Raw genomic sequence first — 13124 nt, forward strand, 5'->3', positions numbered from 1 at the left:
CACACAGAAGGTTTTTTCGTATATGATATAATTAAAAGTGAGAAAAACACGAAAAGGGGGCATTATTGTGAAAAAGTATTTTATCGTATTTCTTTTTGCCATTTTGTCTGTGCACTTTTTTTCAGTAGATGTAATTTCAACTGATCAGGATAATTATATATCATCTAACAACTATTTGACAACAGGGATTTCTAAAGAAAATGGATATATCACCTTTTTTAAAAGTAATGAAGCTAACCAAAGTCTTTTCACAAATCATAAAATTCTAATTTCTAGTGTAGAATTCCAAAACAGCGTTATAGAAACTTCAGAAGATTCAATTTCTTTCATTTATGATCAAAATGACTTCAAAGTAGTGAATAAATATACCTTACAAGATCAAAACCTCTTATTGAGTACTATGATAACTAACAAAACGGAAACAAAAAAAAGAGTCCAAATGAATGAAATAATAGATTACTCAGACACATTTCCTTTTTTTATCAAGTCAAAGATCTTAAATAACTATTTATTAGTTCTTCAGCAAGATTTTGGGAGCTTTGGCTATTTCCCAGTTGATGATCAAACATTTCAGAGGGTTATAGCAAACGATGAGATGACCACAAGTATCTCATTTTTTACCCTTGAACCTCAGGATTTGCTGGAATTTACAAGAGTTATAACCGTTGGTGAGAGTGTTAGCGAAATAGAAAAAAGATATTACGATAAATTCAGTATAGGTTATGCAACTATCGAAAAAAATATAATATTGGGCAATGAAAAGTCTGCTGAGGGCATGAGAGTTGTTCTAGAAGATAAATTGGGAACCATTCAAGATGTTCAGCTCGTTGATGAAAAAGGAAAAGCTAAATTTTATCTTCCCTATGGCGAAGATTATGAAAATTTCCAAGTTAAGGTAGATTTTGGAAATTTGAAGAGTGAATCTGTTCCTCTTTTGGGGTCGGAAGGTCTTTTTGTTGAAGTTTCTGAAAATTATTTTTATTACAAACCTTTTCTCACTAATAAAGAGGAAAATGGTGTGACTATTAATTTCAGGATGGCTGTCCCTGCTCGATCAACTGTAGACGTTTACGATTCAGACAACGAAGCTAAGGTGTTAGAAATACAAAACGAATTTCCTTTGGAATATCATTATATAGAACTTTCTGATTTGCAACCTGATTCTTCCTATGAGTATGTGATAAATGTTGAAGATACCTATACTCTAAATGAGGTTAAGACAGAAAAAAAGGCTTTTAAAACAAAGCCTTTAGATGAAAATATCAATACCTTTAGATTCATAGTTTATGGAGATACCCAAATCTATGATGAAAGGCACGCTTACGTTGTTAATAGAATTGTAGAAAATTCGGATCTAAATACAGCATTCATTCTTAAACCTGGAGATCACACGGAAGAAGGTACGTCAGAAAAGAGTTGGAGTAAATTTTTTGAATCTGCATACCCTTTAAGTTCTCAAATTCCATATTACATGGTTTTAGGTAACCATGAAAGAAATAGCATACTGTATTATAGGGCATTCGAGCTTCCAAGTGGTGGTGGAGATTATTCCAAAAGATGGTACTCTTTTGATTATGGAAACTCTCATTTTGTTATCTTAGATTCTAATATTTTAGAATCTTCAAATCTGTATGAAAAACAAATGGAGTGGTTAGAAGAAGATCTTAAAAACAATAATGATAAAAAGTTTATCTTTGTGGCTTTTCATCATCCTTTTTGGACGACAGCCACGGAGTATGGCAGTATGGAAGAAAACCTTCCAGAAGGTCATTTCAACACAAAAAATTGGTTGCCTATTTTCAAAAAGTACGGTGTTGATGTCGTAATAAACGGGCATATACATGCCTACGAGAGATATTTCAAGGATGGAATTATGTTTATAACCAGTGGTGGAGGGGGTGCTAAACTAAATACAAATCATGGAGCGGATCCTTTGCCCTGGCATGTAAAGCACGTGCTTGGAAAGCTTCATTACATTATTTTTGATGTTTACGAAGATTCTATCAAGGTTACTGTAAAAGCAGTGGCAAGAGTTGATAATCCTCTTTTCCCAAATCAATATACTCCAATTGATGAAGTAATTGATGAATTATACATATACAAAAAGTGAAAGGGAGATAATTCTCCCTTTTTCACAATTTTACTAAACCTGAAAACCCCATAAAAGCCATTGAAAGAAGTCCAGCTGTTATTAGCGCTAAAGCGGTACCTTGGAAAGGTTTCGGAACGTTGTTTAGTTGCATTTTTTCTCTTATTGAAGAAAATATTATCAATGCTAGCGAAAACCCCAATCCAGAGGCAAAAGAGTTTACCACACTTTCGATAAAGGTGTAATTAGTTTGTATGTTTAACAATGCGATCCCCAATATTGCACAGTTAGTTGTTATAAGGGGCAAGTATATTCCCAAGGCTTCGTAAAGGGCTGGGCTTGATTTTTTAATAAAGAACTCAACAAATTGAACAAGTACAGCAATTACAAGAATAAACACGATCGTTCTCAAAAATTCTACTCCAAGCATTATTAGTATCTGATTTAAGAGCCAAGTTATTACTCCCGCTATCGTCATGACAAAAATTACAGCGATAGACATTCCAATAGCGGAACTCTTGCTTCTAGAAACTCCTAAAAAAGGGCAAATACCTAAAAATCTAGTTAAAATAATATTGTTAACTAAAGCGGCTGAAATAAACAGAAGGATAAGATTCATTTTTTAGCACCTGCCTTCTTCTTTTTGTTTTCTCTATTTATACCTATTGAATTGAACATTCCAAGTAAAAGTCCTAAAGTTATGAAGGCACCAGGTGGGAGTATGAAAAGGTATAAATTAATGGCTTCTCCCCAAATAGGAAAACCAAAGATTGTTCCATTACCCAATAATTCTCTTACCGATCCCAATAATACAAGGGCGCCTGTAAAACCTAAACCGATTCCCAAGGCGTCAAGTATTGAATCTACAACTCCATTTTTCGATGCGAAAGACTCTGCCCTTCCCATAATGATACAGTTAACAACTATCAAAGGTATAAATATTCCCAAAGTCTGCCATAATTCGTATGTTAATCCATGCATTATGAGATCTATCATTGTTACAAAAGAGGCTATAACTACAATATAAATAGGTATTCTTATCTTTTTAGGAACTATTTTTCTGATCAAAGAAATGACAATGTTTGACATTGTTAAGACAGATAGAGTGGCTATTCCCATACCTAAACCATTTTCTGCGCTTGTGGTTGTAGCTAAAGTAGGACACATTCCCAATACCTGAACAAAAACGGGATTGTTTTTTATCAAACCGTTGGTAAAGTTTTTTAGATCAGCCATATTTTCACATCACCCCTTCCTCTTTTAAAAATTCTACAGCCGCATTAATTGAATCTGCAACCGCTCTAGGAGTAATTGTTGCTCCTGTCATTACATCACTAGTTTTTACCACACCTTGTTCTTTGTAATTATTTATTGAATTAGTTGGGACATTAACACCAGCGTCTTTATCGACTTTAACGCCTACATTTAAACCTGATTCTGGGATCAAGCTAAATCTTTTTTTCACAGATTCTTCAGAAATTCTGGCCCCTAGTCCCGGGGTTTCTTGTGAATAATTAATTACTTCTATTTTATTCAAATTAATTTTACCATCATCGTTTTTGACGAACGAAATAACGCTAACTACATCTCCTCCGTATCCTACTCCCGAAACTGTCATGACATAAATTTCAGAGTTATTTTCAGTAAACTTATAAACGGGGGAATAGACTTTTGCGTTTTTTTGACTTACGTATAAAACCCCATTTGGATCTTCTTTCCATATGTTTTTTTCTAACTGTTCTTCGTTGGTGGGAATATTAGAAACTAAATATTCACCCGTATTTGCATCTTTTAAGACTTCTTCTATCGCTGACAATGTATTATTGAATTCTGATTGTACTATCATTGGATTCACAAAATTGTAAACAACAGATACTAAAAATCCGGCAGCAACCATAAAAGCGGCTAAAATTAAACCTGTTTTTATATATTCACGCATGTTTTATCTCCCCTTTGGTTGTTCCATAAATTTTGGGTTTTAACCAATCATCTATCAAGGGGACAAACGCGTTCATGATAAGGATTGAAAAGGAAACACCTTCGGGGTAACTACCAAAGAATCTTATGATCATCGTCAAAATACCAGCTCCCATTCCAAAAACGAGTTGGCCTATTTTGGTCATTGGAGAAGTAACCATATCTGTTGCCATAAACAAAGCACCTAATATTAAGCCACCTGCTAAAAGATGGAACAAGGGAGTTCCAAATTTGGTAGGATCAACCATATAAAAAACAGAGCTAAAAATTAAAACCGTTCCTATATAGGATACAGGGATCATCAATTTTATTCTGCCTTTAATGACTAAGTATATGAAACCAATAATTAAAGCTAAAGCACTAACTTCCCCGATAGAACCAGGAATTCTGCCGATGAACATATCCCAGTAAGTATAATTTTGGAGTACTGTGTTCATTCCTTCTTCAGAAATTATTCCTAAAGGGGAGGCAGAAGTAACAATATCAGGATTCTGGTAATAAAAAGGTACATACCAGGTAGTCATAGCTGTAGGGAAAGATATCACCATAAAGGCCCTTCCAACTAATGCGGGGTTAAAAAAGTTTTGACCTAAACCTCCAAAAACTTGTTTTGCTAAAATTATCGCAACCACTACTCCTAACATAATTTGCCACCAGTTTACGGCTAAAGAAAGGTTCATACCTAAGAGTAATCCTGTAACAGAAGCGGAAAAATCAGGGATATGGTCTTTTTGCTTCCTTACAAAACGAACGATCGAAAAGTCCAAAGTTTCTGCAAAAACCATAGAAAATAACATAATGAAAAGCGCTCTAAAACCAAAGATCCACGTTGAGGCAATAACCACAGGTATCAATGATATTAAAACATCGATCATAATTTTTCTAGTAGTATTGTTAGTTCTAAAATGGGGTGCCGCTTCAGTGCTAAGTTTCAACTCAAACCCTCCTTTTTTGAATGGCTTTTATAACCTTTTTTGTTGTCTTGAATGTTTTAACTAGCTCTATATTTGATGGGCAAATATACGAACAAGCACCACATTCTATACAATCCATAATTCCATTTTCTTGTGCGATATCGTTTTTTCTAGCATCAGCAAGTTTTTTTAGATAATAAGGTTGAAGTCCCATAGGGCATGCTTTAACACAAGAAGCGCATCTAATACATGGATATTCATGCTTTTGGGGTATCTCTTCTTTTGTTAAAACGGTAATTGCATTGTTTCCCTTGAAAGTCGGTAAATCAATACTTGGTAAAGGCAATCCCATCATTGGGCCACCATAGATTATTCTGTCTATCTTTTCCTCTTCAACGAGTCCTACTTGATTTAAAAGGTCTGAAACCTTAGTTCCAATTCGGAACCAATAGTTACCAGGTTTTTTAACACCTCCGCTCAAAGTGATTCCGCGTTCAACTAAAGGCTTTCCGTTGATTACTGCGTCATAGATTGCATAGGTAGTGGAAATGTTAAAAACTAAAGCCCCTGCGTCAATAGGTAATCCTCCTGAAGGAACTTCCCTTTTCGTTATAGCTTTGATTAATTGCTTTTCTGCACCTTGAGGATATTTTGTTTTTAAAATTGCAACCTCGATATTTTCATTTTTTAAAGAGTTTTTCATGGCTTTTATTGCTTCAGGTTTGTTTTCTTCGATGCCCACATAAATTTTTTCTGGATTAACTATATATTCTATTATTTTTATTCCTTTTATGATTTCTTCTGTATATGTTTTCATTATCATATCATCGACAGTTATGTATGGTTCACATTCTGCTCCGTTGATTATTAAGTACTCGACTTTTTTGTTTGCAGGTATATTTAATTTTACATGAGATGGGAACATTGCTCCGCCTAATCCTACTATACCGGCTTTTTTAACAATGTTAATTAGTTCTTCCTTTGAAAATTTTTTAAAATTCTCATCGTGTTCTATATATTCCCAAATATCTTCCGAGGTTCTCTTTATTACGATTGCGTTATCCTTTCTTCCTGTGGAAGCATTTATAAATGATTCTATACCAATAACTTCCCCCGTAACAGAAGAATGTATGTTTGCAGAAATAGTACTTGTAGCCTCTGCTACTAATTGCCCTGTTTTCACTTGGTCTCCTTCTTTTACGAGTGGCTTTGCAGGAGCACCGAGATGGTTAGTTGTGAATAGGTATACAAAATCGGGCAAAGGTAGTTTTTCAAAAGGCTTGTCCTTTGTAAAATGCTTTTTCTGGGGCGGATGTACACCACCTTTAAAAGTTAATATTGGCACAAAGAAACCTCCTTTTTTTAAGAAACTAAGAATTGAAAGCCTATATGAATTTAAACAATATTCTAAAAGCTTTTTAAAGGGTTCTAAAACGGTTCGACAATTATTATAACACGAAAAAATGTTTTAATTTCAACGACTTCTAAAGTTTTCAAAAAAAATTATTACATTTATGTATATTAATTGCTTTTTCATATTTATTTAATATTGTCACGCTATAATATTTAACAGAGATATAACTGTTTGTTCTAAAATAGACTACTTATTTTTAAAAGTACCTCTATGATTTTATCATATGGTTTCTTAATTTCTTTATTTTAATTTTTTAATAGAAGGTGAGTTTTTATGATTGAAAAAGACAAAAGTGCAGATTTTGAATCAAAAAGCACAGATGTTTCACAGGTCGATAAAAGCTCAAAAGTCAAAAAATATTCTTTATCTTTAACTATTAAAAAGGATCCTTCCAACTTCACTGATGAAATATTAAGAAAAATCAAAAAAAAGCTGTCGAAGGATCAGAAAACAGTGACTTTTGAAGAAATTGATGAATCTATTCCGAGCAAAATGCGTGAGGAGTTTACACTAGGATTTTTAATAACTGTTTACAATGAATTAAAGAAATCTAATATTTCTGTTATAGATAGCTCGATACATCATTTTTATGAAGAAGACGAAGAAGAAAAAGATTTAGAGGCCAATGAAGCGTTTAAAGATTCTGGAGAATACGAAGAGATTTTCGAAGATTTTGGTGATGTTGAAGTCGAGATGTGTGATAATATTTCATTGCAGGATCCGATTAAAATATATTTAAAAGAGATTAGTAAGAGCAAATTATTAACACCTTCAAGAGAAAGAAAACTAGCAAGAAAGGCACAGATGGGGGACAAACGAGCCAGGGAGGAGCTTATAAAAGCTAATCTGAGATTAGTTATTAGCATTGCAAAAAGGTATGTTGGCCATGGATTAGGCTTTTTGGATCTCATACAAGAAGGAAATATTGGTTTAATGAAAGCTGTCGCTAAATTTGATTGGAAAAAAGGTTATAAATTCTCTACTTATTCTTATTGGTGGATACGCCAGGCTATAACAAGAGCGATTGCGGATCAAGGAAGGACTGTAAGAATTCCAGTTCATTTGGTAGAAACGATAAATAGAATGAATAGGGTGATAAATAAATATGTTCAAGAACATGGTGAAGTGCCTGATTTAGAAGAGCTCTCTGTTTTGATGGACAAGCCGGTAGATAAGATGAAAGAGGTATTAATTAGTGCCAAAAATATATTCTCCTTAAATGCTCCAATTTCTAACGATGTAGATGCAGAAGGAGAAAGTGAAGTACTCGATTTTATTGACTCTGATTCACCCACCCCCGATGAAGAGGGAAGAAAGATGATTATTCGACAAAAAATGGAAATGATCATTGACACGCTCTCACCTAAAGAAGCTATGATACTAAAAATGAGATATGGTTTCATAGATGGGAAACAAAAAACGCTTGAAGAAGTTGGAGAATTTTTTAACGTAACAAGAGAAAGAATAAGGCAGATAGAGTCCAAATCTATCAGGAAGTTAAAACATCCCGCTAGAAAAAAGATGATAGAAAATATTATGCAGGAATATTAAAAACGGATTTTTTAAGGTTCAAACCTATTGACAAGGTGATTGATAGTTGATATAATTACTGAGGATTTGAAGATGAAAAGATATTAATGGCCCCATAGGATAACGGTTAGTCCATTGGATTCTCAGTCCAAGAGTCAGGGTTCGATTCCCTGTGGGGCTGCCAGAAATAAATATCGGGTAGGAGAAAGATAAAAATTTTATCAATCTTCTACCCGATAAATTTTTATTAATATTTAAAGCAAATCTATTTGATTCGAGGAAAGGATTAACTCACAGTTTTTCTGTAGGAATGGTTCCACATTCGAAAACATGATTGAAAAGATTAAAAGAACTATCAACCGCTGATTTCAATGTGTAACCTTTTATGATACTACTGATAAAATTAGCTTCAAAAGCTGATACTGCCTCTTCAAAGTACTTTTTTTCTTTAACTTTCACTTCATATATCTTTTTGTCAAAAGAGATTGCATCTTTTGCTATAATTATCTTATTATCAGCTTTTAAATTATTGCTTTTTTCTGCTAATTCTCTATATCCATTTTTTGAGCTTAAAAAAAGATAATCACATGAAAATTTATAAATTTTATCTATATAAGATTCAGGTAGATCAACAAATATTCTTCTTTTTACCTTAGTCAAATCAATTATCTTTTTGTTCCAGGAGTTGTACACGATAAAAAGATTTTTGATATTGTAGAGATATTCGGTAATAAATTCAGGTTCTACTTTTAAGTTTGCATCACGATAATCAACGTATTCTGTATTTTCTTCTATATTTCTAACCTTCCTCGTATTTCCTCCTGGTTTGTCGATCCAAATAATAGGGATTTTTTTTGTTTGAAAAGTTTTAAGTATTAATTCAATATATTCATCAGAACTTAAAAAATCAAAAATCGATGGTTTTATATGAAAATAATCATTCAAATAAATGGCAACCCTTCCTCCTGGTCCGGCTACCTCAGTTGTTATTTTAATATTATCTTTTATTCTTTTTATAATATGTTCAATTTCTATACCACCCAAAACACCAATATCAGGAAAATTTTCTCTACTGATTATGGAAAGAACTTGTTCTTGATATTGGTAAACAGTTTTCAATTATGTTTCCTCCCACAATGTTTTGAATACTGGGTTTAGTGTCAGTGTAAATGCTTTTATTAATTGTGACCATTTTTTGATGGGTAAATTACTACTTTTCTATACGGTTCTAACCCTATGGAGACAGTGTGTAATTTTGGATAATTATAATTGATGTATTTGTGAATTATTTTTCTTTCAAAAGAAAACATGGGGGCCAATTCTACCTTTTCATGAGTCGTTATTGCCTTCTTGGCAGCATTATCGGCTATTAGTTCTAGGTTTTTTTTCCTATTCCTTCTATAATCCCCCACATCCAATTTAACATCACATTTAGTATCTGTCATCCTATTGACATAAATCATTGTTAAATGCTGTAGGGCTCCAAGGTTCCGCCCCTGTTTACCTATTACTTTACCCAAGTTTTCCCCTTCTAAAAAAACTTTCAAGTTCTTATTGTGATAATTTATATTGATATCAACATCTTCTTCAAAATAAGAAAGAATATTTTTCAAAAAATTTTTTACTCTATTGATAAGATATTTTTCATTAGGATAAGCTTCGATAATGAGAGGTTTTTTACCTATCCCTAGAAACCCCTTGGAAGGTTCTTGAATAATCTTATAAGAAATCTCATCGATACATGATGCGTTAAAATCTGATTTTGCTTTTTCTAAAACCGATTCCAAATCAGTTCCTTCAAATTTCGTCTTACCTTGTAATTTAAGCAATTATCATTTCACCTCCTGACAGGCTTTGGACCCAAACCAACGAGTTGTCTAATCGTAATGCCTTTGACGTTGTAAATCCTGTTGTACACAAATGTCAACAAGGTTTGTATTACAGAATTCATTGAATAATAAATGAATACCCCGACTGGTAATCCAATTAAAATGAAAGGGAACACTACAGACATAATGACCGACGTCCATGCGCTCCTGGCATCTTGCGACATTAAAAGGGCATTTATTAAAGAAGCAATTATAGCTATTAATAGTAAGAAAAAATTGGCTTGGAAACCGCCTTGAGAAAGATCTGTCCAAAAGAGGAATCTGGGGTTGTATGCATAACTACCTTCAAAATAATAAATTACCTGCCATAATATGATCATAATGGGCAGAGGAATCAAAGAAGTCAAACAACCTCCGGCAGGGTTAACTCCTTTTTCCTTGTACAATTTCATCATTTCTTCTTGTTGTTTTTGAGGGTTCTTATATTTTTTCCTTATTTTGTCAAGCTCTGGTTGTAACTGTTTCATTTCGATCATGGATTTCTTTTGCCTGCCATATACAGGGAATAATATTGCATTTACTATGAGGGTAAAAAGTATTATAGCCCAACCAAAATTCCCTGTCACTTTAAATAGCCACCAGAAAAAGTTCACGAACCAATAAAAAATATTAGTGAAAGGTCCAAACTTTCCTAGATCCTGCATTAAATCTATTACTGTGGAGTAAATATTTCCTTCTTCTAAACCATCAAACGTTTCTTTTATAAAAATTTTCTTGGTTGGACCTAAATATGAGATTATTTTTTGATCCGAATAATCTAATGGGAATAAGTATTGGTTTTGAGAGAATTCTATCTCTTCCGGGGTGTAAATGGCTAGTGTAGAATCTAAAGCCTCACCTGTTAAAAGTGATTTATCAATGTATGAAACAAAAACATTGTCACTATATCTTATTCCAGATGAAAGGGATATGCTAGGTAAAACAACGTAACCATTCAAGTTTTTAAATTGAACATCAAAATGATAGTTAGGATCGTTGTAAAACTTATAAGTCTTCTGCCCTCCATTGGGGAAAAAGTAATTTACTTCGATATAACTTTGATCTTCCGCCAATCTTATATTATAGTTACTTGGTAAAATTTCTGTCATATTTTGAGTATCTAAAATATTGTAGCTATCTCCTGTATACTCATAAACTAAATTATATTTTTTCGTTCTACTATTGTAGAGTTCGAAATTTAAAATATGTCCATTTTGATCTAACTTCAGTCTGTATAATTTCATTTCGATATTAATTTCGTTATTCAAAGAACTCTCTGATACCGTTATCTCTGGTATTGCAAAGGCGATAAAGTTCAAAAATAAGAGTAACGTCAAAATAAACAATCCTTTTTTCAAGTCATACACTCCTTCTGTGTTGTTTGTTTTTTCCTTGCTTATGGACAAAAAAATAAAACTGTTCGGGGACAGGATCATAGCCCCCTTTGTGTAATGGGTTACATCTTATAAAACGTCTAAATCCCAAATACAAACCTTTAAATACTCCAAACTTTTCCACCGCTTCATAGGTATAAGATGAGCATGTCGGTAAGTAAATACATTTGGGAGGGGTTGCAGGCGATATATGTTTTCTGTAAAAATCTATCATCTTGAGAACAAACTTTTTCATTCGCTTATCTTCCTCACCAACTTTAAAATAAGACTTTTCATTTGGGAATAATTTATTCGTTTAAAATTTTTGGATAATTCTTTTCTTGGAATGAATACGAAATCGTATCCTATTGGGAAAAAAGTTTTGTTGGTTCTATATATTTCTCTGATGTATCTTTTAACTGAGTTTCTAACAACTGCGTTGCCAAATTTTTTGTTCACAATTATACCAATTCTGTTGTAATCCATAGTATTTTGCGCGTATATTATAACAAAATTATTGTCGATTAAACGCCCGCCCTTTTCAAAAACATTTTTGAAATTCCTTTTTAATCGTAAGCGTTCTTTTTTCTTGAAAGTTTGCCCTTCCATTATACTGTTAAACGTTCTCTGCCTTTTGCTCTTCTTCTTCTTAAAACATTTCTTCCAGTTGATGTTCTTTTCCTAGCTAAAAAGCCATGAGTTCTTTTTCTCTTTATCCTAGATGGTTGATATGTTCTTTTCATTTTTTCACCTCCAAATCCAATTAAATTAAATGGTTTGTTAAAAATAAAATTGCTATGTATTTGAGATAAGGTTGTTTAATCTACCTTAAAGACAGATACAACCAATAGAAGCTGAATATTTGATGTTAAAGCTATCGAATATATTATAATGATTTAATGTTTTAATGTCAAGAAAGGGAAGTAACAATTTTTTTGGGATATTTTTCTTAACAAAATACTAAACAAAACTAATACTAAATTAATTAAACAATGATAGAATTAAAAGTAGTTTTGTAAGGAATTTAGAAATTCTTGGGGTGAACAGAGATGAATATAGATTATGAATGTATCGATTGTCTTCTAAACCACTCTTCTGAGTTAATGTCTAAAGTTAATACTAACTCTTCAGATTCTTTTCATAACATTTTTGATGATTACAAAAAGGTAATTTTAACAACATTCGAGGATGTGACTTCCGCCCATACACCTTATTTTTTGGTAAAAACATTTTATGATTCTTTTTATGATGTTTTTGGTGAAAATGATTACTTTCGTACAGAAAAAGCTGACTTAAACCAACTTTTTATAGAGGTGTATGATGATCTATTGGATTTTTGTTTTTCTAGTAAAGATCCTCTTTATACTGCCTTCAAATTATCACTGATGGGAGAGCTTTTTTGCCACAATTCGGGGAATTCCTTTGGCGAATTGGAGATAGAAATCCAAAATTTTTATAATACAAAGAGGGTAGTAATAAACGATTTAGAAAAATTTAAAAAAGAGATCGAAAATGCCCGGCTCCTGCTTTTTATTCATAATTATGCTGGGGAAATAGTTTTTGATAAGTTATTTATAAGGGTCATGAAAGAATTAAACCCCAACTTGATAGTTCATTCTGCTTTGAAATCTCGCCCAGTTTACAAATGTGCAACTAAAAAAGATGCCGATCAAATTTTTTTAAAAGAGGTTTCTATTCCTTTTGATAGTGGATCTGAATATTTGGGCACCGATTTAAGCTTCGTTAGTCCATCTTTCAAAAATATCTACAATGAAGCAGATATTGTAATAGCTAAAGGACAATCTAACTTTGAAAGTTTGGCTGATGAAAATACAAAAAAATTAATTTATTATTCTTTTGTTGTTAAATGTTCGAAAATTGCGAAACATCTTGATGTGAACAAAGAAGATTTAATATTTAAGCGAAGTTGAGTTATTGGTCCCAATTAGGGTGTGGTTG

14 protein-coding genes and 1 tRNA gene are annotated in these 13124 nt (G+C 32.6%); 4 read left to right on the forward strand and 11 right to left on the reverse strand.

Annotation, left to right across the window (positions count from 1 at the left end; genetic code table 11):
* Positions 1-67: 67 nt before the first annotated feature.
* Positions 68-2110 carry a metallophosphoesterase family protein gene (locus tag X927_RS08970; protein WP_103077732.1) on the forward strand — a complete coding sequence of 681 codons (2043 nt, stop codon included), beginning with the start codon at positions 68-70 and terminating at the stop codon, positions 2108-2110.
* A gap of 22 nt (positions 2111-2132) precedes the next feature.
* Here X927_RS08970 and rsxA read toward each other — a convergent pair whose 3' ends face one another.
* Genes rsxA through rsxC form a run of 5 tightly spaced genes read right to left on the reverse strand, consistent with a single transcriptional unit; the run spans position 2133 to position 6325 of the window.
* Entirely contained in the window at positions 2133-2708 is a 576-nt protein-coding gene (gene rsxA / locus X927_RS08975; protein WP_103077733.1) for an electron transport complex subunit RsxA, read from the reverse strand.
* Positions 2705-3325: an electron transport complex subunit RsxE gene (gene rsxE / locus X927_RS08980; RefSeq protein WP_103077734.1), complete on the reverse strand. Its 621-nt coding sequence runs from the start codon at positions 3323-3325 to the stop codon at positions 2705-2707. Before rsxE ends, rsxA begins: the two co-directional genes overlap by 4 nt.
* A gap of 4 nt (positions 3326-3329) precedes the next feature.
* Positions 3330-4028, reverse strand: coding sequence for an RnfABCDGE type electron transport complex subunit G (locus X927_RS08985; protein WP_103077735.1), 699 nt, complete (start codon positions 4026-4028; stop codon positions 3330-3332).
* Positions 4021-5001: an RnfABCDGE type electron transport complex subunit D gene (locus X927_RS08990; RefSeq protein WP_103077736.1), complete on the reverse strand. Its 981-nt coding sequence runs from the start codon at positions 4999-5001 to the stop codon at positions 4021-4023. Before X927_RS08990 ends, X927_RS08985 begins: the two co-directional genes overlap by 8 nt.
* Position 5002: 1 nt before the next feature.
* Entirely contained in the window at positions 5003-6325 is a 1323-nt protein-coding gene (gene rsxC / locus X927_RS08995) for an electron transport complex subunit RsxC (protein ID WP_103077737.1), read from the reverse strand.
* 342 nt (positions 6326-6667) lie between these two features.
* Between rsxC and X927_RS09000 the strand changes: the two genes are divergently transcribed.
* Positions 6668-7945: a sigma-70 family RNA polymerase sigma factor gene (locus X927_RS09000; RefSeq protein ID WP_103077738.1), complete on the forward strand. Its 1278-nt coding sequence runs from the start codon at positions 6668-6670 to the stop codon at positions 7943-7945.
* Positions 7946-8033: 88 nt separating this feature from the next.
* A tRNA-Glu gene (locus X927_RS09005) sits at positions 8034-8108 on the forward strand.
* A 107-nt stretch (positions 8109-8215) separates the two neighbouring features.
* Here X927_RS09005 and X927_RS09010 read toward each other — a convergent pair.
* The 6 genes from X927_RS09010 to rpmH are packed head-to-tail and all read right to left on the reverse strand — an operon-like array spanning position 8216 to position 11908.
* Entirely contained in the window at positions 8216-9043 is an 828-nt protein-coding gene (locus tag X927_RS09010) for a hypothetical protein (RefSeq protein ID WP_103077739.1), read from the reverse strand.
* A 59-nt stretch (positions 9044-9102) separates the two neighbouring features.
* Complete coding sequence (gene jag, locus X927_RS09015) at positions 9103-9753, reverse strand: RNA-binding cell elongation regulator Jag/EloR (RefSeq protein ID WP_103077740.1); 651 nt, start codon at positions 9751-9753, stop codon at positions 9103-9105.
* 8 nt (positions 9754-9761) lie between these two features.
* Positions 9762-11150 carry a membrane protein insertase YidC gene (yidC, locus tag X927_RS09020; protein WP_169925218.1) on the reverse strand — a complete coding sequence of 463 codons (1389 nt, stop codon included), beginning with the start codon at positions 11148-11150 and terminating at the stop codon, positions 9762-9764.
* Position 11151: 1 nt separating this feature from the next.
* On the reverse strand, positions 11152-11421 hold the full coding sequence (gene yidD, locus X927_RS09025) for a membrane protein insertion efficiency factor YidD (RefSeq protein WP_103077742.1): 270 nt from the start codon (positions 11419-11421) through the stop codon (positions 11152-11154).
* Positions 11418-11774: a ribonuclease P protein component gene (gene rnpA / locus X927_RS09030; protein WP_103077743.1), complete on the reverse strand. Its 357-nt coding sequence runs from the start codon at positions 11772-11774 to the stop codon at positions 11418-11420. Before rnpA ends, yidD begins: the two co-directional genes overlap by 4 nt.
* Positions 11774-11908: a 50S ribosomal protein L34 gene (gene rpmH / locus X927_RS09035; protein WP_012208441.1), complete on the reverse strand. Its 135-nt coding sequence runs from the start codon at positions 11906-11908 to the stop codon at positions 11774-11776. The genes rnpA and rpmH overlap by 1 nt, the downstream gene beginning before the upstream one ends.
* Before the next feature lie 306 nt (positions 11909-12214).
* On the opposite strand from rpmH, the gene X927_RS09040 reads away from it, so the two are divergent.
* Complete coding sequence (locus tag X927_RS09040) at positions 12215-13096, forward strand: damage-control phosphatase ARMT1 family protein (RefSeq protein WP_103077744.1); 882 nt, start codon at positions 12215-12217, stop codon at positions 13094-13096.
* The last annotated feature ends 28 nt before the right edge of the window (positions 13097-13124 follow it).

Origin of the sequence: Petrotoga mexicana DSM 14811 (assembly GCF_002895565.1) — a bacterium.
In the GTDB taxonomy this organism is placed as follows: Bacteria; Thermotogota; Thermotogae; order Petrotogales; family Petrotogaceae; genus Petrotoga; species Petrotoga mexicana.

Bases quoted from the DNA above. Each gene is read 5' to 3' on its own strand.
- X927_RS09000 (WP_103077738.1), top strand. From the start codon at position 6,668: ATGATTGAAAAAGACAAAAGTGCAGATTTTGAATCAAAAAGCACAGAT.
- rsxA (WP_103077733.1), bottom strand. From the start codon at position 2,708: ATGAATCTTATCCTTCTGTTTATTTCAGCCGCTTTAGTTAACAATATT.
- X927_RS09040 (WP_103077744.1), top strand. From the start codon at position 12,215: ATGAATATAGATTATGAATGTATCGATTGTCTTCTAAACCACTCTTCT.
- rpmH (WP_012208441.1), bottom strand. From the start codon at position 11,908: ATGAAAAGAACATATCAACCATCTAGGATAAAGAGAAAAAGAACTCAT.
- rnpA (WP_103077743.1), bottom strand. From the start codon at position 11,774: ATGGAAGGGCAAACTTTCAAGAAAAAAGAACGCTTACGATTAAAAAGG.
- rsxE (WP_103077734.1), bottom strand. From the start codon at position 3,325: ATGGCTGATCTAAAAAACTTTACCAACGGTTTGATAAAAAACAATCCC.
- X927_RS08985 (WP_103077735.1), bottom strand. From the start codon at position 4,028: ATGCGTGAATATATAAAAACAGGTTTAATTTTAGCCGCTTTTATGGTT.
- yidD (WP_103077742.1), bottom strand. From the start codon at position 11,421: ATGAAAAAGTTTGTTCTCAAGATGATAGATTTTTACAGAAAACATATA.